The 22,517-nt window shown below is 71.4% G+C and carries 19 protein-coding genes; 6 read left to right on the forward strand and 13 right to left on the reverse strand.

Going from position 1 to position 22,517, the window contains the following annotated elements; all coding sequences use genetic code 11:
* Positions 1-27: 27 nt before the first annotated feature.
* The gene (locus AB0J42_RS19590) at positions 28-1,035 is read right to left on the reverse strand and encodes an ABC transporter permease (RefSeq protein WP_364296235.1); all 1,008 of its coding nucleotides are present in this window, start codon (positions 1,033-1,035) and stop codon (positions 28-30) included.
* Positions 1,032-2,594 carry a sugar ABC transporter ATP-binding protein gene (locus AB0J42_RS19595; RefSeq protein ID WP_364296237.1) on the reverse strand — a complete coding sequence of 521 codons (1,563 nt, stop codon included), beginning with the start codon at positions 2,592-2,594 and terminating at the stop codon, positions 1,032-1,034. The genes AB0J42_RS19590 and AB0J42_RS19595 overlap by 4 nt, the downstream gene beginning before the upstream one ends.
* A gap of 320 nt (positions 2,595-2,914) precedes the next feature.
* Between AB0J42_RS19595 and AB0J42_RS19600 the strand changes: the two genes are divergently transcribed.
* Positions 2,915-3,700: a DeoR/GlpR family DNA-binding transcription regulator gene (locus AB0J42_RS19600; protein WP_364296239.1), complete on the forward strand. Its 786-nt coding sequence runs from the start codon at positions 2,915-2,917 to the stop codon at positions 3,698-3,700.
* A 14-nt stretch (positions 3,701-3,714) separates the two neighbouring features.
* On the opposite strand, the gene nhaA is transcribed toward AB0J42_RS19600, so the two are convergent.
* A complete protein-coding gene (nhaA, locus tag AB0J42_RS19605; protein WP_364296241.1) occupies positions 3,715-5,025 on the reverse strand; it encodes a Na+/H+ antiporter NhaA in 1,311 nt (436 codons plus the stop codon).
* Positions 5,026-5,181: 156 nt separating this feature from the next.
* On the opposite strand from nhaA, the gene AB0J42_RS19610 reads away from it, so the two are divergent.
* Together AB0J42_RS19610 and AB0J42_RS19615 are read left to right on the forward strand one after the other, a co-directional pair.
* Entirely contained in the window at positions 5,182-6,639 is a 1,458-nt protein-coding gene (locus AB0J42_RS19610; protein WP_364296243.1) for an FAD-dependent monooxygenase, read from the forward strand.
* Entirely contained in the window at positions 6,636-7,232 is a 597-nt protein-coding gene (locus AB0J42_RS19615; RefSeq protein ID WP_364296245.1) for a TetR/AcrR family transcriptional regulator, read from the forward strand. The genes AB0J42_RS19610 and AB0J42_RS19615 overlap by 4 nt, the downstream gene beginning before the upstream one ends.
* Here the strand turns inward: AB0J42_RS19615 and AB0J42_RS19620 are convergent.
* Positions 7,226-8,323 (reverse strand): cytochrome P450, encoded by a 1,098-nt coding sequence (locus AB0J42_RS19620; protein ID WP_364296247.1) that lies wholly within the window; start codon positions 8,321-8,323, stop codon positions 7,226-7,228. The genes AB0J42_RS19615 and AB0J42_RS19620 overlap by 7 nt on opposite strands.
* 208 nt (positions 8,324-8,531) lie before the next feature.
* On the opposite strand from AB0J42_RS19620, the gene AB0J42_RS19625 reads away from it, so the two are divergent.
* On the forward strand, positions 8,532-8,759 hold the full coding sequence (locus tag AB0J42_RS19625) for a hypothetical protein (RefSeq protein ID WP_364296249.1): 228 nt from the start codon (positions 8,532-8,534) through the stop codon (positions 8,757-8,759).
* A gap of 247 nt (positions 8,760-9,006) precedes the next feature.
* Here the strand turns inward: AB0J42_RS19625 and AB0J42_RS19630 are convergent, their stop codons facing one another.
* From AB0J42_RS19630 to AB0J42_RS19645, 4 genes are read right to left on the reverse strand one after another with little or no spacing between them, the layout of a single operon-like run.
* The gene (locus AB0J42_RS19630) at positions 9,007-9,438 is read right to left on the reverse strand and encodes a DUF1232 domain-containing protein (RefSeq protein WP_364296251.1); all 432 of its coding nucleotides are present in this window, start codon (positions 9,436-9,438) and stop codon (positions 9,007-9,009) included.
* A 3-nt stretch (positions 9,439-9,441) separates the two neighbouring features.
* Positions 9,442-10,047, reverse strand: coding sequence for an isoprenylcysteine carboxylmethyltransferase family protein (locus AB0J42_RS19635; RefSeq protein ID WP_364296253.1), 606 nt, complete (start codon positions 10,045-10,047; stop codon positions 9,442-9,444).
* Complete coding sequence (locus AB0J42_RS19640) at positions 10,038-10,676, reverse strand: cation transporter (RefSeq protein ID WP_364296255.1); 639 nt, start codon at positions 10,674-10,676, stop codon at positions 10,038-10,040. Before AB0J42_RS19640 ends, AB0J42_RS19635 begins: the two co-directional genes overlap by 10 nt.
* The gene (locus AB0J42_RS19645; RefSeq protein WP_364296491.1) at positions 10,673-11,041 is read right to left on the reverse strand and encodes a metalloregulator ArsR/SmtB family transcription factor; all 369 of its coding nucleotides are present in this window, start codon (positions 11,039-11,041) and stop codon (positions 10,673-10,675) included. The genes AB0J42_RS19640 and AB0J42_RS19645 overlap by 4 nt, the downstream gene beginning before the upstream one ends.
* A gap of 116 nt (positions 11,042-11,157) precedes the next feature.
* On the opposite strand from AB0J42_RS19645, the gene AB0J42_RS19650 reads away from it, so the two are divergent.
* Complete coding sequence (locus AB0J42_RS19650; RefSeq protein ID WP_364296257.1) at positions 11,158-11,343, forward strand: hypothetical protein; 186 nt, start codon at positions 11,158-11,160, stop codon at positions 11,341-11,343.
* A gap of 49 nt (positions 11,344-11,392) precedes the next feature.
* Here AB0J42_RS19650 and AB0J42_RS19655 read toward each other — a convergent pair whose 3' ends face one another.
* The 5 genes from AB0J42_RS19655 to AB0J42_RS19675 form a co-directional block, all read right to left on the reverse strand.
* Positions 11,393-14,320, reverse strand: coding sequence for an FAD-binding and (Fe-S)-binding domain-containing protein (locus AB0J42_RS19655; protein WP_364296259.1), 2,928 nt, complete (start codon positions 14,318-14,320; stop codon positions 11,393-11,395).
* Positions 14,321-14,325: 5 nt separating this feature from the next.
* Positions 14,326-16,092, reverse strand: coding sequence for a thiamine pyrophosphate-dependent enzyme (locus AB0J42_RS19660; RefSeq protein WP_364296261.1), 1,767 nt, complete (start codon positions 16,090-16,092; stop codon positions 14,326-14,328).
* A gap of 63 nt (positions 16,093-16,155) precedes the next feature.
* On the reverse strand, positions 16,156-17,925 hold the full coding sequence (locus AB0J42_RS19665; RefSeq protein WP_364296263.1) for a glycoside hydrolase family 15 protein: 1,770 nt from the start codon (positions 17,923-17,925) through the stop codon (positions 16,156-16,158).
* 12 nt (positions 17,926-17,937) lie between these two features.
* Positions 17,938-19,035 (reverse strand): enolase C-terminal domain-like protein, encoded by a 1,098-nt coding sequence (locus tag AB0J42_RS19670; RefSeq protein WP_364296265.1) that lies wholly within the window; start codon positions 19,033-19,035, stop codon positions 17,938-17,940.
* Between the two features lie 70 nt (positions 19,036-19,105).
* On the reverse strand, positions 19,106-20,149 hold the full coding sequence (locus AB0J42_RS19675) for a LacI family DNA-binding transcriptional regulator (protein ID WP_364296267.1): 1,044 nt from the start codon (positions 20,147-20,149) through the stop codon (positions 19,106-19,108).
* 330 nt (positions 20,150-20,479) lie between these two features.
* Here AB0J42_RS19675 and AB0J42_RS19680 point away from each other — a divergent pair, with 330 nt between their 5' ends.
* A complete protein-coding gene (locus tag AB0J42_RS19680) occupies positions 20,480-22,507 on the forward strand; it encodes an RICIN domain-containing protein (RefSeq protein ID WP_364296269.1) in 2,028 nt (675 codons plus the stop codon).
* Positions 22,508-22,517: the final 10 nt, after the last annotated feature.

A 22,517-nucleotide genomic window follows, 5' to 3' on the forward strand; every position in this document is an offset into this window, starting at 1 on the left:
CTTCGTACGGGAGACGATCGGAATGGGTCAGACTCTTCGTTTGGCCGACCAGACGTCGACGGTGACCGCGGCGACGATCAAGGTGCCCTTGATGACGCTCTGCCAGTAGGCGGGCACCAGGAGGATGTCCAGGCCGTTGTTGAGGGTCTGGATCAGGAACAGGCCGAGCGCGGTGCCGAGGATGCTGCCCCGGCCGCCGAGCAGGCTGGCGCCGCCGATGACGACGGCGGCGATGGCGTCGAGCTCGTAGCCCTGGCCGAGGTTGGGCGGGCCGGAGATGACCCGGGAGGCCAGCATCACACCGGACAGGCCGGCGAGCAGGCCGCTCAGCGCATAGACGCTGAACAGGATCCGGGTGGTCTTGACGCCCGCGATCTGCGCGGCGACGGGGTTGCCGCCCACCGCGTACACGCGCATGCCGTAAGAGGTCCGCTTCATGATCAGAGCCAGCGAGACGATGCCGACGATCATGACGAGCACCGGGATCTGCAGACCGAGGATCTCGGTGTTGGCGATCTTGCCGAAGTTCTGCGGCAGGCCGTTGATCGGCGCGCCCCCGCCCACCACGTACGCCAGCCCGGACGCCGTGGTGAGCATGCCGAGGGTGGCGATGAAGGGTGGCACGTTCACCTTGGAGACCAGGAAGCCGTTGATCGCGCCGGCGGCGAGCCCGACGAGCATGGCGACCACGAGCGACAGCCACAGGCGTTCGGGATGGTCCTTGACCGTCCAGGCGGCCGTCATGGCGCTGAGCGCGATCACGCTGCCCACGGACAGGTCGATGCCGCCGGTGAGGATGACCAGCGTCTGGCCCAGCGCGATGAGGGCGAAGGGGGCCGCGGCGACGGCGATCGTCTGCAGGTTGTCGAGCGTGCCGAACCGCGCGCTCCGGTAGCTGAAGTACGCGATGATCAGCAGCATCACCAGGACCATCGCGTGGCGGATCAACTGGTCACGGACCCATGGTCCGGAGGGGCGCCAGGCCAGGATCCCCGCGGCCGTCCCTCGGTCCGCCGTTGACTCCTGAGAAGTCATCGGCCGTCCTCCTTGCTTGCTGTCGGGGTGGTTTGGCGGTCTGCGGGCGGTGAGCCGGGACTCAGGCCCGCGGCCAGCCGGAAGATCAGGTCCTGGACGTGCGGAGAGGACAGCTCGTCGCGGCTCAGCTCACCCGCGACCGCTCCGCCGCGCATGACGAGCGCGCGGTGCGAGAGGCTGAGGATCTCCGGCATGTCGGAGGAGGCCATGATCACGGCCATTCCGGCGGCCGCCAGTTCGGTGATGATGCGGTAGATCTCGCTGCGGGCGCCGACGTCCACGCCCCGGGTGGGCTCGTCGAGCAGCAGGACGTTCACGTGGCCGGTCAGCCAGCGTGCCAGCACCACCTTCTGCTGGTTGCCGCCGGACAGGGTGCCGACCTGCTGGGACAGCCCGCGGCTGCGCAGCTTCACCGACTCCATCGCGGCGCCGACCTTCTTGGCGCGCTCGCGCTGCCGCAGCCAGCCGCCCAGGGTGAAGCTCGACAGGCGGGGCAGCGAGCCGTTCTCCAGCACGTTCATGGACAGCACGGCGCCGGCGCCCTTGCGGTCCTCCGGGACGAGGGCCATGCCGTGGGTGATCGCCTCGGCCGGCGCGTTCCGCTTGACCTGCTTGCCGGCGACGGTGACGGTGCCCGCGGTGGTCTTGCGCACCCCGAAGATCGCCTCAAGCAGCTCGGTCCGGCCGGCGCCGACGAGCCCGGCCAGGCCCAGGATCTCGCCGTGGCGCACGGTCAGGTCCACCGGCTGCTCGAAGCCGCTGACCTGCAGCCCTCTCACCTCCAGGGCGACCTCGTCGCCTCGGGGGTGCAGCGGGGGGAAGAAGTCCTGCAGTTCGCGGCCGATCATCGCGTGCACGATCTCGTCGTCGCTGATCTCGCCGATCGGCCGGTCCATGACCAGCCCTCCGTCGCGCAGGACGACCACCCGGTCGGCCAGGGCGCGGATCTCCTCCATCTTGTGGGTGGTGTAGAGCATGGCGACGCCCTGGTCGCGCAGCCTGGACACCACGTCGTACAGGCGCGCGACCTCGCGCTCGGAGATGGCGGAGCTGGGCTCGTCCAGGAGCAGGACCTTCGCGCCGCGGCTCGTGCTCTTGGCGATCTCCACGAGCTGGCGCAGGCCGACCGACAGCCGCCGCATCGAAGCCTGCGGGTCGATCTCGACGCCGAAGACGTCCAGGATCTCGCGGGCCTTGCGGGCCATCGCGCGCCGGTCGAGCAGCCCGGCCCGGGTACGGATCTCCCGTCCGATGAACAGGTTCTCGTACACCTTCATGTCCATGATCGGCGCGAGTTCCTGCGGGATGATCGCGACTCCCTGCCGGTGGGCCGCCTGAGGGTCCCCATGGGGCAACGGCTCGCCGCCGACCAGGACCTGGCCCCGGTCGGGCTTCACCTGACCGGACGCGATCTTCATCATCGTCGACTTGCCCGCGCCGTTCTCGCCCGCCAGCGCGGTGACGGTTCCGGCCCTGAGAGTCAGCGAGACGTTCTTCAGCACGGGCACGCCGCCAAATGCCTTGGCGAGATCCCGGCATTCCAAAGCGACATCTTCCATGACTGATCTCCAGACCCCGGCCTCGGCGGCTCGGTGTGCGGTCGTTCGCGCTCCTCGGACGGGGGCCGTCGGCGGTGCGGCCGCCACCTCCGAGCTCCCGCTCTTGTTGCTTCGTGTGAACTTCACACGAAGGAACACGGGTACGTCAAGGCACTGTAGCCCATTTGTTACGTTTCGCGGACGTTGGGGTAATGCTACCTTCACCTGCTTCGACCTGCACTTTCGCTAGAAAACAGGCCCTTGCGCCCCCCCTTCAGGATCATCTATGGTTCACATCCGCCGGGCGAATGCTGTCTCCATGCGTGTGACAGTTGACATGATTGAACACCCAGGAAGGCGGAGACGTCGTGGTCGTCAGGGGCACGGTGAATCTCGAAAGCAGGCGTCAGGCGCTCGCCGAGTTGCTCTCGTCCAGCGGCAGCCTGCGCATCGAGGACCTCGCCGCCCGCTTCAAGGTCAGCACCATGACGATCCGCCGTGATCTGCAGGCGCTGGAGGACGAGGGCCTGGTCCGCCGGGTGCGCGGCGGTGCGATCAGCTCGGCGCAGCCCTTCGAGGCGCGCCTGAACCGCGCCGGGCGGGCGAAAGAGGAGATCGCGCGGAAACTGGCCGACCTGGTGCCCTCAGGCGGGGTGGGGATCTGCATGGACGCCTCCTCCACTCTGTGCGTCCTGGCCGGGTCCATGCCCCACTCGGAGAACCTGTCCGTGGTCACCGACGGCATCGAGACCTTCCTGACCCTGACCCGCGACTCCCGCGTCCACGCGTACCTGACCGGCGGCCAGAAGGACCCCAACGCCGGCAGCCTCATCGGCCCCGTCGCCTCCCTGGCGCTGAAGCAGTTCTCCTTCGCGCGCGCCTTCCTGTCCGCCGCCGCCGTGGACCCGCACTTCGGCACCAGCGAGTTCAGCGCCGAGGAGTGCGAGATCAAGAAGCTCATGGCCGAGCTGTCGGACCACGTCGTCATGGCCGTGGACTCACAGAAACTGGGCACCGGCGCCGCGGCCCGCTGCCTGCCCTGGGACAGCATCGACCTGATGGTCACCGAGCTCGACGTCTCCGACGAACGGCTCGACCCGTACCGCGACCACGTCGAACTGCTCTGACCCCGGCGGCGGGATCAGCGGCCGGGTCTGCCCGACCAGCCGGCCTCGTACACGTCCGGCACGCCGTCCCGGTCGAGGTCCAGGGTCTCGATCTCGTGGATGCGCCGGTAGGCGCGGTTGCGGAGGCGCAGCACCACCGTCGCCAGGAGCGCCGCGGTCACCGAGCCGGCCAGCACCGCCACCTTGACCTGCTCGCCGCCGTCCGCGCCGAAGGCCAGCTCGCCGATCAGCAGCGAGACGGTGAAGCCGATCCCCGCGAGCAGCGACAGCCCCAGCATGTCGACCCAGGACAGGTTCTCGTCCAGGTCGGCGCGGGTGAAGCGGGCCGTGAGCCAGGTCGCCGCCATGATGCCGATCGGCTTGCCCGCGACCAGGCCCACCACGACGCCCAGCACCACCGGGTCGCTGAAAGCGCCCATCAGGCCGTCCAGGCCGCCGAGGGACACGCCCGCCGCCAGGAACGCGAACACCGGCACCGCCACCCCCGCCGAGAGCGGGCGGAACCGGTGCTCGAAATGCTCGGCCAGCCCCGCACCCTCGGCCTTATCGCGCCGCAGGACGGGCACGGCGAAGCCGAGCAGCACACCCGCGACCGTGGCGTGCACCCCCGAGGCGTGCACCAGCGTCCAGGTGACGGCGGCCAGCGGCAGCAGCAGCCACCACGACCGCACCCGGCGCTGCACCAGCACGGTGAAGATCGCCAGCGGCACCAGCGCCGCCAGCAGCGGGACCGGCGACAGGTGCTCGGTGTAGAACAGCGCGATGATGGCGATGGCCACCAGGTCGTCGACCACGGCGAGCGTGAGCAGGAAGGTGCGCAGCGCCGTGGGCAGGAAGCGGCCGATGACCGCCAGCACCGCCAGGGCGAAGGCGATGTCGGTGGCCGTGGGGATCGCCCACCCCCGGGCCGCGCCCTCCACGCCACCGGCGATGAGCAGGTACAGCAGCGCCGGGACGATCACCCCGCCCAGCGCCGCCGCCACCGGAACCGCGGCCCGACGCATGTCGCGCAGGTCACCGGCGACGAACTCGCGTTTGAGCTCCAGCCCGGCCACGAAGAAGAAGATCGCCAGCAGGCCGTCGGCGGCCCAGGTGGCCAGGGTCAGGTCCAGGTGGAGTGCTTCGGGGCCGACGCGGACGCCGCGCAGCGTCTCGTAGGCGTCCGCCCAGGGTGAGTTGGCCCAGAGCATCGCCACCACCGCGCCGATCAGCAGCAGGGCTCCGCCGACGGTCTCTTTGCGGAGGATGACGCCGATGCGCGACGCCTCGCCCCAGGACCCCCGGCTGAGCAGGGCAGGCTTGCGCGACGGGGCAGGGTCGGTCATGAGGCGCTCCGGGCTTCGGGTACAGATCAGTTGCTCCGCCGACCAGACTTCCCGGCACACCACCCGTCACTGTACCCACCGGCTGGAGGTGAATCGCACGCGGAGGGTCCTTATGCTTTTATTTACGGGACCGTACCGTAAACAAAAGGAGCCGCAATGGACACGGACGTTCTGGTGGTCGGGGCCGGGCCGGTGGGCCTGGCGCTGACCTGCGCACTGCTCCAGCACGGCGTCTCCGTACGCGTCGTCGACAAGGCCGCGGGCCCGGCCACCACCTCGCGGGCCAACTTCGTGCACGCGCGCGGCTCGGAGGTGCTCGACCGGCTCGACGCGCTCGACGGGCTGCCCGAGGAGTCGGTGCGGGCGATGACCATCACCTCCTACGCCGGTGACCGGCCGATGATGCGCCTGCGGTTCGGCGACCCGGGGCTCGACACCGCCGCCCCGCCCATGGTGATCTCCCAGGCCCGGGTCGAGGCGCGGCTGCGCGAGCGGCTGGCCGCGCTGGGCGGGCGGCCCGAATGGGGCAACGGGCTGGTGGAAGCCCAGCAGGACGCGACCGGCGTCACCGCCGTGCTCGCCGACGGCACCACCATCCGGGCCGGGTGGCTGGTCGGCTGCGACGGCACCGGCAGCACCGTCCGCAAGCTGGCCGGCATCGCCTTTCCCGGCGTCAAGATCAGCGAGCGCTTCCTGATCGTCGACGGGCGCCTGGAGGGCGAGCCGGCCCTGGACCGGTCGGGCACCAGCGGCTGGACACACGCCGACGGCGTGTTCGGCGCCATGCCGATGCCCGGCGACCAGTGGCGGCTGCTCGCCTACGACGCCGCCTTCCAGGACGACAAGCCCGGCGAGGAACAGATCGCCGAGCGCATGCGCCACATCCTGCCGCAGCGCACCGGCCTGCCCGGCCTGCGGCTCGGCGAGGTCACCTGGGCGTCGCTGTTCCGCGTGCACCGCCGCCTGGCCGACGCCTACCGGGCCGGGCGCATCCTGCTGGCCGGCGACTCCGCGCACGCGCACGCCCCGTTCGGCGGGCAGGGCATGCTCACCGGGCTCGGCGACGCCGAGAACCTCGCGTGGAAGCTCGCCCTCGTCGTGCGGGGCCGGGCCGGGGATGCGCTGCTCGACACGTACGAGGCCGAACGCCGGCCGCTGGCCACGACCGTACTGCGCGGCAGCACCGCCGCCACCAAGGTCAACATCGCGGGCAGCCCGATCGGCCGTCTCCTGCGCGACCAGGTGCTGACGCGGCTGTTCAACACGGCGTGGCTGCAGCGGTGGGCCACCTACTCCACCTCGCAGCTGTGGGTGAGCTACCGGCGCGGCCCGCTCGGCGGACGCGGGAGCAAGCCGCGCCCCGGCGACCGCGTCGGCGACCTGGCCTGCGAGCGCGCCGACGGCAGCCGCACCCGGTTGCACGCCGAGCTGCGGGGCGCCTGGGCGGTGCTCGGCGACGACGACGCCTTCGAGGCGGCCCGGCGACGGCTCGGCGACCAGGTCGTCCGGCTCCACCGCGACGGGCCGCCCATGCTGGTACGTCCGGACGGACACCTGGCCTGCAAGGGCGGCGCCGCCGAGGTCACCCGGTGGCTGGAAGGAGCGCTCGGATGACCGCCGCCCGCGGGCGGGGGCGGCCCCGCGACCCCGGGACCGACACCGCGATCCTGAACGCCGCGCTGGAGCTGTTCGTCGAACGCGGGGTCGAGGGCACCAGCATGGAGCAGGTCGCCAAGCGCGCCGGCGTCGGCAAGCTGACCGTCTACCGCCGCTGGAAGACCAAGGAGGAACTGCTCGCGCAGGCCATCGAGGAGTGGGTCCGCGCCGAGGTCGCCCCCTCGGCCGCCGACGTCTACGCCATGCATCCGCGTGACATCGTGGAACGCGTCCTGCCCGCGGCGGCCGAGACCGTCTCCCGTGCGGACTACCGCGCGCTGGTCGCCCGCATCATGGGGTCGGCGGTGAGCCATCCCCAGCTGATGAAGATCTACTGGGAGCACTACGTCCTGCCCCGCCGCGAGCTGGCCGCCGCGATGCTCCGGCGCGCCCAGCAGGAGGGCGCCGTGGCCGCCGACGCCGACCTGGACGTGCTGATCGACATGATGGCGGGCGCGGTGACGTACCGCGTCCTGCAGCCGGACCCGCCGGACGCCGCCGAGATGCTGCGCTACCTCACCGCCGTCTACCGCCAGGCGGGCCTCTACTGACCGTGGAGACGGACGGGGAGCTTGGTGACGCCGCACTGGAAGTCGGAGCGCCTTCCGACCTCGCCCGCCGGCTCCATCCGGGGGAACCGGGCCATCAGCGCGGTGAGCGCGACCTCCCCCTGCAGCCGGGCCAGCGGCGCGCCGAGACAGTAGTGGATGCCGTGCCCGAACCCCAGATGCGGGTTCTGCGCACGGTCCATCCGCGGCTCGTCCGCGTCCTCGAACCGGTCCCCGTCGCGGTTGGCCCGCGCCAGGCTCACCACCACCCGCGCACCGGCCGGGATCTCCCGACCGCCGAGTTCCAGCGCCTCCGTGGTCCTGCGGTGGGTCGCGTTGGCGACCGGCGACTCGTACCGGATGAACTCCTCGATGGCGGTGGGCAGCAGCCCGGGCTCGGCGCGCAGGCGGTCCCACCGGTCCCGGTCTTCGAGCAGTACGAAGACGCTGTTGCCGATCAGGTTGACCGTGGTCTCATGGCCGGCGATCAGCAGCATGAACACCATCGACGTCAGCTCGTCCGCGGACAGGCGGTCGCCCTCCTCGCGCACCGCGAGCAGACCGCTCAGCAGGTCGTCGCCGGGATGCGCGCTCCGCTCGGCCAGCAGGTGTTCGATCCGCTTCTGCACCCTCGCCAGTGCCCCGGGCAGCTCGTGCTGCCTGGCCGGACCGGCGGCCACGATCGCCGACCACTCGCGGAACTCCACGCGATCCTCCGCCGCGACGCCGAGCAGCTCGCAGATGACCTGCAGAGGCAGCGGGTAGGCGAACGACTCGATCAGATCCACCGGGGTCCGCACCGGCTCCACCGCGTCGAGCAGGTCGGCGGTCAGCTGCTCGACGCGCGGGCGCATGGCCTCGACCCGGCGGGTGGTGAACGCGGCCGAGACCAGCCGGCGCAGGCGCGTGTGGTCCGGGGGGTCGAGGAACATCATCATGCGTAACATCGAACGCGTGAGCTCCGGGGTCAGCCCGAGCTCCTCGGCCTTGACCACCTTGGAGATCCGCCGGTCCGCCAGCGCCTGCCGTGCCTCCTCGTACCCAGTGACCAGCCAGGCCGTGGTGCCGTCGGGCAGCGTGATCTCCTGGGTCACTGCAATCTCCTCGCGTCGCGCGTACAGGTCGTTCCGCGGCAGAAACGTCTGCCACCCTACGGCGGCGTCCACGCATTCGAGCGACCGAAAAAATCAAGAACGACGTTCGTCTTCTCAACCGGTCCCGCGACTGTCATGGTTGTCCCATGGCCGACAAGGTCGACAACCTGCAAGGTCCTCGTCCCGAATATCGCCCCCGTCCTTTCCCGTGTGGCTCAACCTGGTCGTGATCGGCCTCGGCGCGTATGTCACCGTCGGCTACACACAGCGCCTGTTCGAGGGACGTCGGCCATCCGATCTCGAGTGGCTGCTCGGCCTGGACATGGGCTCCTGGTGGTGGGCAGGACAACTCCTCGCGATCGCGGGCTGGGGCATCATCATCTCCTTACGCATCGATGATCTGATGCGGAGACGCGAGCGCCGGCCTTCGACGTAAGCGGCGCGGGCTCAGCGTTCTCCCGAGAGTTCCGCGATCACTAGGTCGCCTGCCGACGCGTACGCACCGATCTGCGGCGCGTCAGCGCTGTCGACGACGACCGTGACCAGGGTGGTGAGCGGGTCGCCCTTTATGCGGAATGGATCTCCTGGCATGACTGACGAGATCGCCTGACCTGACAGAAAGGGGTCAGGGCGCTGGGTGTCGCGTCAGCGGAAAATTCATCCGTAGGTAGAGAAAGCTCTACCTACGGCGGATTTTCCTCGTGCCCGTCAAGCCCGGTGAGGCGGGTCAAGGCGGTGAAGCCGTCGTCGGTGCCCGGCCAGTGACGGCGGACCGCCGGGAGGCCGGCGCGGCGGATCACCGAGCGGAGAACCACGACGACGATGATGGCGTCGTCGGCATAGCCCAGGACGGGGATGAAGTCGGGCACCAGATCCAGGGGCAGCGCCAGGTAGGCCAGGAGCAGCGCGAGCCGTACGCGTACGCCGCGCGGCAGGCCGGGATCGGCGGCGAGGCGGCGGACGAGGCGCAGCACGTCGGGCAGCAGCCGCAGCGCCTCGCGCAGCAGGTTGCCCCGGGGGCGGAGGATCGCGAGGGCGCCGATCAGGGCCAGCCACGTGACGGCGAGCGCGACGGCGGCCCCGATCAGCAGGTCCCATGCCCACGATCCGGTCATGGGTCAGTGGGACAGGCGGCCGAGGCCGGGCAGGAAGCGGCCGACGCGGGCGGCGTAGCGCAGGTAGGCGGAGCCGTGCACGCGCCGGAGGTACGGCTCTTCGACGGCGCGGACCTGCAGCTCGATCGCCACGACGGCGAGCAGCAGCGCGGCCAGGGAGACGAGGTTGGGGACCATGACGGCCAGCCCGGCGGCGGTGACGATCATGGCGGTGAAGATGGGGTTGCGGGCGAAGGCGAAGGCGCCGGTGGTGACCAGGTCCGTGGTCTCCTCTTCGGCCACGCCGACGCGCCAGGATGCGCCCATCGAGGCCTGCGCGGCCAGCGTGGCCGCCACTCCGAACAGGGCCAGCCCCGTCCCGGCGGCCTGCGGGAGCCAGTGGTCCGCGCCGGGCAGCGGCGGCAGCCCGGCCAGGGCGGCGATCGGCCCGGCCACGCCGGCGACCAGGGCGGCGACGAAGAGAAGCCTCGCCCACCATTGGACGGTGCCGCGGTCGAGGGCGGCGCCGCGGAACCCGGCGTCCCCGGTGCGGCGCCACTGCACCCAGCTGCGCACCCCGAACGCCAGCGCTAGCCAGACGAGGTAGATGATCAAAGCGGTTACCGGCATGGTGAGCCTCCCTGAGAAGGTGTCGCACAGCAGGAGTGACCGCGCCAGGCCTCACGGCCCTCCTTGACCGCGACGGCGGCGATGACCAGGGCGGCGATCGGGTCGGCCCAGGACCAGCCGAGGGCGCTGTTGAGCGCCAGCCCCACCAGCAGCACGGCCGACAGGTACGTGCACAGCAGCGTCTGCTTGGAGTCGGCCACGGCGGAGGCGGAGCCGAGCTCACGGCCGGCGCGGCGCTGCGCGGCCGACAGGAACGGCATGATCACCAGTGACAGCGCGGCCAGGACAAGGCCGGGCGTGGAGTGCTCGGCCTCCCCGGCGCCGAGCAGCGCGCGCCCGGCGTCGACGGCGACGTACGCGGCCAGGGCGAAGAAGGAGATCGCGATGACCCGCAGCGCCGCTTTCTCCCGCCTCTCGTGGTCGGCGGCCGAGAACTGCCAGGCCACCGCGGCGGCGGAGGCGACCTCCACCAGGGAGTCGAGCCCGAAGCCGATCAGCGCGGCGGAGGATGCGGCGGCGCCGGCGGTGATCGCCACCGCGGCCTCGATCAGGTTGTAGGTGATGGTCGCCGCGACCAGCAACTGGACGCGGCGCCGCAGGACCGCCCGCCGGGCCGGGAGTACGGTCACGAGACCGGCTCTCCCTCGGCCTGGTCGGGGCAGAGCGTCACGGCGTGGCCGGTGGCGGCCAGCAGCTGCTCGGCCGAGGCGAGCAGGTCCATCAGCTCGGGCCGGGTCAGGAAGTAGAAGGACTGGCGGCCTTCGGCGCGGTAGTCGACCAGCCCGCAGTCGCGCAGGCAGGCCAGATGCTTGGACACGGTGGACTGGGCCAGCCCGAGCCGGGTGGTCAGGTCCACCACGCGCGCCTCGCCGCGCGCGAGCCGCTGCACGATGCGCAGCCGGGTCTCGTCGGCCAGGGAGTGGAACATCGCCGCAGCCGGGGAGACGCCGGCGGCTATGTCGGCCCGGACACAGCGGCCACCGTCGGGATTCATCGCCATATCACGATGATAGCCCGATAAGGCTATCGATCAACCCGTTTCAGGTGTCGACGACGTCCACCGGCACCTACTTCATGTACCAGGTCGCCACCACGCCGACGGCCCAGTAGGTGCTGTCGGCACCTTCGGCAGCGGGCACCAACTGCGCCACCGCGATGCAGCGTGCGGTACGGCCTGAGCACGTCGGGCGCGGCGCCGGGCTGTGGCAGCTGACGATCCTGCCGGTCGTCGGCATCGCCGCGGTCGCCCTGATGCGGACGTCCAAGATGGTGCTGCCGAGACAAGCCGCGCAGTAGGGGCGTACCGGGACCATCTCCGCCGATGACGCCGGAGATGGTCCAGCGCCTACCGCGCCTGGGCCGTGACGGCGCGGGAGAGGAGTTCGGCCAGGTGGAGCGGGCGGGTCCGGGTGGTGGCGTGTTCGATCTGGGTGCGGCAGCTGAAGCCGTCGGCCAGGATGAACGTGCCCGTGCCGCTCTCGCGGATGGCGGGCAACAGTTCGTGCTCGGCGCAGGCGAGCGAGGTGCGCAGGTGCCCGGCGGTGAAGCCGAAGTTCCCGGCCAGGCCGCAGCAGCCGCCGAGGGTCCGCACCTGCACCCCGGCCTGCTGGAGGAGGCGCTGGTCGGCCTCGTAGCCGAGGACGGCGTGCTGGTGGCAGTGCGGCTGGGCGACGGCGGCGCGCCCGATGTGGGGCGGCCGCCAGCCGTCGGTGCCGGTGAGGAGCTCGGCCAGCGTCCTGGTCTGCTCGGCGAGGCGGGTGACGTCGCGGTCGCCGGGCAGCAGGTTGGCGGCGTCGTCCCGGAAGACGGCGGTGCAGCTGGGTTCCAGCCCGACGATCGGGACGCCGCGCCGGAGCAGCGGCGCGAGCGTGTCCAGGGTGCGGCGCAGCACTCGGCGGGCGATGCCGAGCTGCCCGGTGGAGATCCAGGTCAGGCCGCAGCAGAGGGTGCGCGGCGGGATGAGCACCCGGTATCCGGCGGATTCGAGGACGGTGACGGCCGAGGCGGCGATGCGCGGGGCGAGGTTGTCGGTGAACGTGTCGGGCCAGAGCAGCACGTCGCCGCGTTCGCCGCCGCCGCGCGGCCCCCGGCGGCGGTAGGCGTCGCTGAAGCGGATGCCCGCGAAGGACGGCACCGGCCGGGCCGGCTCGATGTTGCCGAGCCGTTTGATCAGCCGGTCCAGGCCGGGCGCGTGGGTGACGGCGTTGACCAGTCCGGGCGCGAACGCGGCCAGCCGCGCCCACACCGGCAGCCAGCCCATGCTGTAGTGGTCGGCGGGCCGGACCCTGCCCGCGTAGTGGTGGGCGAGGAACTCGGCCTTGTAGGTGGCCATGTCCACCCCCACCGGGCAGTCGTGCTTGCAGCCCTTGCAGGCCAGGCAGAGGTCGAGGGCGTCGTGGACGGCGGTGGAGTGCCAGCCGTCGGTGATCGTGGAGTCGGCGTGGCCGTTCAGCATCTCGAACAGCAGCCGGGCGCGCCCGCGGGTGGAGTGCTCCTCCTCGCCGGTGGCCCGGTAGGAGGGGCACATGACGCCGCCCTCGTGGCTGCGGCACTGGCCGACGCCGACGCAGCGCATCACGGCCCGCTGGAAGCTGCCCTTGTCGTCGGGGTAGCCGAACTCGGTCTCGGGGTCGGCGGGCGTCCACGCGCTGCCCAGCCGCAGGTTCGTGGTGATGCCGTACGGTGCGACGATCTTTCCGGGGTTCATCCGGTCGCCGGGGTCGAAGACCTCCTTGACCTGCTGGAAGGCGGCGACGATGGCGGGCCCGAACATCTTGGGCAGCAGTTCGGCCCGGGCCTGGCCGTCGCCGTGCTCGCCCGACAGGGAGCCGCCGTAGGAGACGGCCAGGTCGGCGGCCCGGTCGAGGAAGGCGCGGAAGGTCGCCACGCCGTCGGCGGTGAGCAGGTCGAACGGGATGCGGGTGTGCACGCACGCCTGGCCGAAGTGCCCGTACAGGGCGGCGTCGCCGTAGCCGAACTCGTCCAGCAGGCTGCGCAGGTCGCGCAGGTAGTCGCCGAGCCGGTCCGGGGCGACGGCCGAGTCCTCCCAGCCGGGCCAGGTGTCGGTCATGCCGGGGCCGCGCGCGGTGGCGCCGAGCCCGGACTCGCGCAGCTCCCACAGTTCGAGCTCGGACCTGGGGTCGTCGAAGAACGCCACGCCGGGGGCGTGCTCGCCGCGCCCCAGTTTCTCCACGAGAGTGCGGGCCCGCTGGTCGGCGTCCTCCTGGCTGTCGCCGGTGAACGACACCATCAGCCAGGCGCCGCCCTCCGGCAGCTCGGCGACCGCCTTCTCGTTCATGTGCTTGCGCGCTTCGTACCCGACGAGCTTGTCGTCGAGCCCTTCGAGCTGGAGCGGCCGGTGCGCGGTGATCGGCGGCACGGCGTCGCCGGCCGCCGCGATGTCGTGGTAGCCGAGCACGACCAGGCTTCTCGCGGCGGGGACCGGGACGAGCGCCAGCTCGGCGCGGAGCACGGTGACCAGGGTGCCCTCGGAGCCGACGAGGGCGCGGGCCAGGTCGAACGGGCCGCCGGGCAGCAGCTGGTCGAGGTTGTAGCCGGAGACCCGGCGCGGGATGTCGGGGTAGCGGCGGCGGATCTCGCCGGCGTTCTCGGCGGCGATCTCGCGCAGCCTCCGGACGATCTCGGCCGGGCGGCCTCCCCCGGCGACGATCCGCTCGTACTCCTGGTCGTCGGTGGGGCCGACCCACATGCGGATGCCGTCGTAGGTGAGGATCTCCAGGCGGACCACGTTGTCGGCGGTCTTGCCGTACAGCTGCGCGGTGGAGCCGCAGGAATTGTTGCCGATCATGCCGCCGAGCGTGCAGTGGGAGTGGGTGGCCGGGCGGGGGCCGAACATCAGCCCGTCCGGCGCGAGCTGCCGGTTGAGCTCGTCCAGCACGATGCCCGGCTCGACCACGCAGGTGCGGGCCCGCTCGTCGACGGAGACGAGGCGGTGGCAGTACTTCGACCAGTCGATGACGACGGCGGCGTTGCAGGTCTGACCGGCCAGGCTGGTGCCGCCGCCGCGTGAGGTGATCGGCGCGCGGTGCTCGCGGCAGACGGCCACGGCCGCGGCGGCGGCCTCCACCGTGCGCGGCACGACCACGCCGATGGGCACCTGCCGGTAGTTGGAGGCGTCGGTGGCGTAGGCGCCGCGGCTGCCGGGGTCGAAGCGGACCTCGCCGTCCACCGCGCGGGCCAGGTCGCGTTCCAGGTCGCGGACTCGTACGTACGGCTGAGCACTCCGGACAGCGGGAGCAGGAAGAGTCTTCATGTCGGTCACCCGCCCAGCTGCGAGATCTTGTCCTTGAACAGGGTGGTCGCGATCGACGCCTTGTGCGGCTGGCCCTTGAGGAACGCCTCGGCGAACTTCTTGGCCTGCTCGTACGTCACCTTGCCCGGCATCGGCGGCTCGTCGGGGTTGACGTCGGCGTCGATCAGCGCGGGCCCGTCGTGGGCGAGCGCCTGCCGGACGGCGCCGGCCAGGTCCCCGGGGTCGCGCACCTTGACGCCGTGGCCGCCGCAGGAGCGGGCCCAGGCGGAGTAGTCGGCGGGTGGCTGACCGAAGCGCACGCCGTGCTCGGGGTAGCCGAGGACCATCTGCTCCCAGAGGATCTGGCCGAGCGAGTTGTTGTTGTTGACGATCACCTTGATCGGCAGGCCGTGCTGGGCGGCGGTCAGGAACTCGGCCATCAGCATCGCGAAGCCGCCGTCGCCGACGAACGCGATCACCTGGCGTCCGGGGTAGGCGTGCTGCACTGCGATCGCGTACGGCAGGCCGGGCGCCATGGTGGCCAGGTTGCCCGACAGGTAGAAGCCGCGCGCGCCGCGGATGGTCCAGTGCCGGGCGGCCCAGGTGGCGATGGTGCCCGAGTCGCAGGTCAGGATCGCGTCGTCGGTGGCGGCCTGGTCGACGCAGGCCATCAGGTACTGGGGCGCGATCGGGGATCGGTCGGGCGACTGCAGCGCGGCCATCTCGGCCCGCCAGCGCTCCATCGCCTGGACGTACGTGTCCAGGTGGCTGCGGTCGGCGGCCCGTTTCAGCATCGGCAGGAGGGCGGCCAGGCCCTGCTTGGCGTCGCCGATCATCGGCACCTCGGTCGGGATGCGCACGCCCGCGCGGACCGGGTCGGCCTCCAGCTGCACCACCCGTGCCTTGCCCGGTTCGGGCAGATGCTTGGTGTACGGGAAGTTGGTGCCGATCATGAACAGCGTGTCGCAGTCCTCGATGAGTTGTTCACCCGGGCGGGTGCCGAGCAGGCCGATGCCGCCCACGGCGAAGGGCGAGTCGTCGGGGATGACGGCCTTGCCCGGCAGGGTCTTGATCACCGGGGCGCCGAGCGCGTCGGCCACCGCCAGCACCTCGTCGCGGGCGTGCAGGGCGCCGGCGCCGGCCAGGATCGCCGGGCGCTCGGCGGAGTTGAGCACCTCGGCCGCGGCTTCCAGGTCCTCGTGCCGGGGGATGCCGGGCGCGCTGAGGTAGATGGGCGCGGTTGCCGGGGGCCGGGCCGGCGCGACCTGGGGGTAGGGCTCGGCGTCGGCGGGCGCGACCTGGACGTCGTTGGGGATGGTCAGGTGGGCCACCCCGCGCCGGGCGTAGGCGGTCCTGATCGCGATGTCGACGACGCCGGGCAGCTGTGCGGGGTTGTCGACCAGGAGGTTGTACTCCGCGACGTCCTCGAACAGCCGGTCCAGGTGGACCTCCTGCTGGTAGCCGGTGCCGAGCACGCTGGTCTCCTGCATGCCGGTGATGGCCAGGACCGGCTGGTGGTCCAGCTTCGCGTCGTACAGGCCGTTGAGCAGGTGGATGCCGCCGGGGCCGCTGGTGGCCAGGCAGACGCCGATGCGGCCGGTGGCCTTGGCGTGCGCGGTGGCCATGAACGCCGCCGCCTCCTCGTGGTGCACCAGCACGAACCGGACCCGGTCGCGGTGGCGGCGCAGACCCTCCATGATGCCGTTGATCCCGTCGCCCGGCAGGCCGAACACGGTGTCCACACCCCAGGCGACCAGGCGTTCGATGAGCGTTTCCGAGACGATGCGGGTCATGACTGCGGTCCTGCCCTGAGCCCTGGAGCGCAAAGCTGACGAATGTGGAAAGTCTTCGCAGCGTCAGGCTGTGGACGCGGCCAGCGCGGCGGCGGTGTTGATGACGGACACGTGGCTGTAGGCCTGCGGGAAGTTGCCGATCTGCCGCCGCTGCGTGGTGTCGTACTCCTCCGAGAGCAGCCCGACGTCGTTGCGCAGGCCGAGCAGCCGGTCGAACAGCTCACGCGCCTCCTTCTTGCGGCCCAGCATCGCCAGCGCGTCGGCCAGCCAGAACGAGCAGGCCAGGAAGGTGCCCTCGCGGCCGGGCAGCCCGTCCACGCGCTCGTGCTCCGGCCGGTAGCGCAGCACGAAGCCGTCCTCCATCAGCTCGCGCCGGATCGCGTCCACGGTCCCGGCCACCCGCGGGTCGTCACAGGGCAGGAAGCCGAGGCGCGGGATGAGCAGCAGGGCCGCGTCCAGCCCGGTGGAGCCGTAGTACTGGGTGAAGGTGTTGCGCCCGGCGTCGTAGCCGTGCGCGCACACCTCGTCGTGGATCTGCCGGCGCAGCGCCCGCCACCGGTCCACCGGCCCGTCCACCCCGAACGTCTCCACCGCCCGGATCATCCGGTCGGCCGCCACCCAGGCGAGGATCTTGGAGTGCGTGAACTGCCGCTTCGGGCCGCGGATCTCCCACAGCCCGTTGTCGGGCCGTCGCCAGACGCCTTCCAGGTAGTCCATGATGCTCCGCTGCAGGTCCCAGGCCTCCTCCTCCACCGAGAGCCCGGACCGCCTGGCCAGGTGCAGGCAGTCGAGGGTCTCGCCGAAGACGTCGAGCTGGAACTGGGCGCTGGCGGCGTTGCCGACGACGACGGGGGACGAGTTCTCGTAGCCGGGCAGCCAGTCCACCGTCCACTCGGGGATGCGCCGGGCCCCCTCGACCGTGTACATGATCTGCAGGTCAGACGGGTGACCGGCGACGGCGCGGAGCAGCCAGTCCCGCCAGGCGCGGGCCTCGGCGTCGTACCCGGCCGACATGAGCGCCTGCAGCGTGAAGCTGGCGTCGCGCAGCCAGCAGTAGCGGTAGTCCCAGTTGCGGGAGCCGCCCAGCTGCTCGGGCAGCGACGTGGTGGCGGCGGCGACGATCCCCCCGGTCGGCTGGTACGTGAGAGCCTTCAGAATCAGCAGGCTGCCGCGGACGTCGGCGCCGTAGTCACCCTGATATCCGCAGCGGCCGATCCAGTCGCGCCACATCCGCTCGGTCCCGGCCAGGGCGTCCTGCGCGTCTGTCGGGTCGGGGCGCGGCAGCCACGAGTGCTGCCAGGTCAGCACGAACGGCACCCGGTCCCCCGGCCCGACCGTGAACTCCGCGGTGGTGCGCCGGTCCTTCTCGTCGGGGCGGAGCCGGACGGGGGTGCGCAGCCAGGCGGCGTCGGGCCCGGCCACGGCGGCGAACAGGCCGTGCTCGTAGCGGAGCCAGGGCTCGTCGTGCCCGTAGTCGAAGCGGAGCATCAGCTCCATGCGCATGTCCACCCGGCCGCGCACGCCCTCGACGATGCGGACCACGTCGGGCGCCTGCCCGCGCGGCGGCATGAAGTCCAGGATCCGCACCGCGCCGCCGTCGCACTCCCACGTGCTCTCCAGGATGAGCGTGTCGTCCAGATAGCGGCGGGAGGTGCACGGCCCGCCGCCCGCCGGGGCCAGCAGCCACCGGCCCGCGCTTGGGTCGGCCAGCAGGGCGGCGAAGCAGGCGGGCGAGTCGAAGCGGGGCAGGCACAGCCAGTCGACGGAGCCGTCCCGGGCGACCAGCGCGGCGGTGTGCATGTCCCCGATGAGGGCGTAGTCCTCGATCCGCATGCGAGTCACCTCCTAGGCGGTGCGATAGGCCCGCGCGGCCTCGGTGCGCAGGGTCAGGCCGTGGCCGGGCGCCCCGGTGTTCGGGCGGGCCTGCCCGCCGGTGGGGTCGGCGGCCCCGTCGAACAGCTCGGCCTCGATCCGCTGGTGGTCGTGGAACCATTCGATGTGCCGCAGGTTGGGCGTGGCCGCGGCGGCCGGCAGGTGCAGGTTGGGCGCGCAGTGCGCGGAGACCTGGAGGTTGTGCCCGGCCGCGACCGCGGCGGCGGCGAACCAGCCGGTGTAGCCGCCGCAGCGGGTGGCGTCGGCCTGGAGGCAGTCGACCGCCTCCGCCCGGCACATCCGGGTGAAGTAGGCCACGTCGCTCCCGTACTCCCCCGCCGCCACGTCGGCGGTGACCAGGCTCCGGACCAGCCGCAGCCCGGCCAGGTCGTCGGAGGAGACCGGCTCCTCGAACCACCGCACCTCGTGCTCGCGCATCCGCTCGGCCTGGCGGACGGCCTGCTTGGCGGTGTAGCCGCCGTTGGCGTCGACGTAGAGCTCGGTGTCGTCGCCGATGACGCGGCGGGCCAGCGCGACCCGGTGCAGGTCGCGGTCGGCTCTGGTGCCGTACGACTCGCCGATCTTGATCTTCACCCGGGGGATGCCCAGCTCGTGGACCCAGCGGGTGAGCTGCGCGACGGTCGCCTCGTCGGGATAGGTGGTGAAGCCGCCCGACCCGTAGAGCGGCACCCGCTCGCGGGCCGTGCCGAACAGTTCCGCCAGCGACGTCCCCAGCAGCCGCGCCTTGAGGTCCCACAGGGCGACGTCGACGGCGGAGACGGCGTAGCCGGCGATGCCCGGCCGGCCGGCGTTGCGCACCCGGCGGGTCAGGGCCGCCCAGATCGACGGGATCGCCAGGGCGTCGGCCCCGGTGACCACCTCGGCCAGGGCGTCGCCGATGAAGGCGGCCGCGGCGGCGGGCGCGTACGTCCACCCCGTGCCCATCACGCCCTCGGCGTCGACCAGGGCGACGACCAGGGTCGTGGCGTCCCAGGCGAGCGTGCCGTCGCCTTCGGGCCGGTCGGTCGGCACCCGGTAGGCCGCGGCGGTCACCCGCTCGATCCTGCTCATGACAGAGCGTGCTACCCCGTCCCGCCTGGACAAACGGACGGCTTCCGGCCGGCCCGAAAGTTAACGAAGATCAAGAACGTGGGGCGGCCGTGCTCTGGCGGACGACGAGTTCGGTGCTCAGCTCCACCCTGCTCTGCTGGAGCGGCTCTCTCCGGGCCAGGCTGATCAGCATGGCCGCGGCCGTGGCGCCCATCTCGCTCAGCGGCTGGTTGATGGTCGTGAGCGGCGGCTGGGCCCAGCGCCAGACCGGCATGTCGTCGAAGCCGATCACGCTGAGGTCGTCGGGGACGCGGAGCCGCAGCTCATGAGCGGCGTGGTAGACGCCGATGGCCTGCCCGTCGTTGGCGGCGAAGATCGCGGTGGGCGGGTCGGGTAACTTCATCAGCGCGTGGGTGTGGGTCACCCCGTCCTCGATCTGGAACCGTCCCTGGCGGATGAGCTCCGGGTCGACCGGCACGCCGGCGGCGTCGAGGGCGGCGCGGTATCCGTCGAGGCGGGCCCGGCTGGAGAGCGCGAACGCCGGCCCAGTGATCATCGCGATCCGCCGGTGGCCGAGTTCGAGCAGGTGGCGGGTGGCCTCCAGGCCGCCGCTCCAGTTCGTGGCGGCCACGGACGGCACGCCGCGCCCCGGGTTGCCCGCGGGGTCCAGCACCACCAGGGGGATCTCCTGGTTGACCAGCCGGACCCGCTGCTCGTCGGTCGGCCCCGAGAACACGGTGATCACTCCGGTGGGGCGGCGGGTGAGCAGGTCCCCTATCCATTTCGGCTCGGGGATGTGCCGGCCGCCGAGCTCGGACACCACCACGCTCAGGCCGTGGGCCCAGGCGACCCGCTGGACTCCCTTCACGACCTCGATCGGGTAGTCGCCGGCGAGCTCGTGGAAGACGACCTCGATGAGGCTCGCCGGTTTGATGCGCCGTCGCTGCCTGCGGTAGCCGTGCTCCTTGATGAGCTTCTCGACCAGCGCCCGGGTCGCCGGGCCCACCTCCGAGCGGCCGTTGATGACCTTGGAGACCGTGGCGGTGGAGACCCCTGCGAGTTCGGCCAGCTGAGCCAGGGTCAGCGGTGCCGAAGGAGCCGATTCGCCCTTGGAAGGTTCTCCGGTCGAGGCCATATGCGGAGTTTAGCGACGTACCTTTCGGCCGGTGATCGAAGCGAGAGCAAGTTAACGCGGATCTTCTCCGGATATGGGCGATCTTCTGTGAAACTTTCATACGCGTGTGGCCTGCTGTGCGCGGGCCGATTCGGTGAACGCGCAGGTGAAGCGGGATTCCGGCGGCGCTGCCATAGCCCGGGCGGGGCTGTCAAGCGTTGACTCCCGGCCTGGCCATCGGATGTACTCCGCGACAACGTACTCCTCGATGTAGGCCGTGCGACGTCGCAGGGCCGAATGTTAGCGCTAACAACTTTCGCCCGCCGACGACAACGGCTCTGGAGGTCCCCTGTGAGGCGCGTGCTCGCGGTTCTCTCGTCACTGCTCCTGGTGGGCGTGCTCCTCACGCCCCAGGCCTCGGCCGCCACCGTGGATACCGACGCCTGGTACGTCCTGGTCAACCGCAACAGCGGCAAGGCCCTGGACGTCTACGGCCTCGCCACCGGCGACGGCGCCCGCATCACCCAGTGGACCCGGAACGACGGCCACAACCAGCAATGGCAGTTCGTCGACTCCGGCGGCGGCTACTACCGGCTCAAATCCCGCCACTCGGGCAAGGTCCTCGACGTCCACAACTGGTCGACCGCCAACGGCGGCCCGATCGTCCAGTGGACCGACCACAACGGCACCAACCAGCAGTGGCGGCTCGCCGACAGCGACGGCGGCCACGTCAGGCTCATCTCCCGCCACAGCGGCAAGGCACTCGAAGTCCAGAACGCCTCCACCGCCGACGGCGCCGACATCGTCCAGTACGACGACTGGGGCGGCGCCAACCAGCAGTGGCAGCTCGTCCGGGCGGACGGCGGCGGCGACCAGAACCCGGGCGACACGTACACCAACCCGGTCGTCTGGCAGGACTTCGCCGACGGCGACATCATCCGGGTCGGCGACGCGTACTACTACTCGGCCTCGACGATGCACTACTCGCCGGGCGCGCCGATCCTGCGCTCCTACAACCTGGTCGACTGGGAGTACGCCGGGCACTCGGTGCCGAGGCTCGACTTCGGCTCGGGCGCCTACGACCTCGACGGCGGCCGGGCCTACGTCAAGGGCATCTGGGCCTCCACCCTGAACTACCGGCCCAGCAACAGCACCTACTACTGGCTCGGCTGCATCGAGTTCAACCGGACCTACGTCTACACCGCCAGCGCCGTGGACGGCACCTGGACCAAGCGCGCGCAGATCGGCAACTGCTACTACGACGCCGGCCTGCTGATCGACACCGACGACACCATGTACGTGGCGTACGGCAACGGCACCATCAGCGTGGCCCAGCTCTCGGCCGACGGCTTCAGCGAGGTCCGCGCCCAGCAGGTGTTCCAGACGCCGGGCAACATCGGCACCCTGGAGGGCGCCCGCTTCTACAAGCGGAACGGCTACTACTACATCTGGCTCACCCGCCCCGCCAACGGCCAGTACGTGCTCCGTTCCACCTCGCCCTGGGGCCCGTACGAGATGCGCCAGGTCCTGCTCGACCTGCCCGGCCCCATCTCCGGCGGCGGAGTGCCGCATCAGGGCGGGCTGGTCCAGACGCAGAGCGGCGACTGGTACTACATGTCGTTCGTCGACGCCTACCCCGGCGGGCGGGTCCCGGCACTCGCGCCGATCACCTGGAACAACGACTGGCCCACCCTGCAGACGGTGAACGGCCGCTGGGGCGCCGAGTACCCGAAGCCCGACATCCAGACCGACCGGACCGTGGCCTCCATGATCGGCCCCGACACCTTCACCTCGTCCAGCCTCGGGCACCGCTGGGAGTGGAACCACAACCCCGACACCAGCCGCTTCTCCACCGGCGACGGCCTGCGCCTGCGGACCGCGACCGTCACCGGCGACCTCTACGCCGCCCGTAACACGCTGACCCACCGCATCCAGGGCCCGCAGTCCACGGCGACGATCGAACTCGACTACTCGCAGATGGCCGACGGCGACCGCGCCGGGCTCGCCATGCTGCGCGACCAGTCGGCCTGGATCGGCGTCAAACGCGACAACGGCGTCAGCCGGGTCGTGATGACCAACGGGCTGACCATGAACAGCTCGTGGCAGACCACCGGCACCGGCACCGAGGCGGCGAGCGCGAACATCTCGGGCGGCAAGCTCTGGCTGCGGGTCAACGCCGACATCCGGCCGGGCTCCGGCAGGCAGGCCCGCTTCTCCTACAGCACCGACGGCAGCACCTTCGTGAGCCTCGGCCCGGCCTTCACGCTGAACAACGCCTGGCAGTTCTTCATGGGCTACCGCTTCGGAATCTTCAACTACGCCACCCGGTCCCTCGGCGGCGAGGTGACCGTGCGCCGCTTCGACCTCACCACCCCTTGACCAACCGTCA

The organism is Nonomuraea sp. NPDC049649, from assembly GCF_040675175.1.
Lineage (GTDB): Bacteria > Actinomycetota > Actinomycetes > Streptosporangiales > Streptosporangiaceae > Nonomuraea.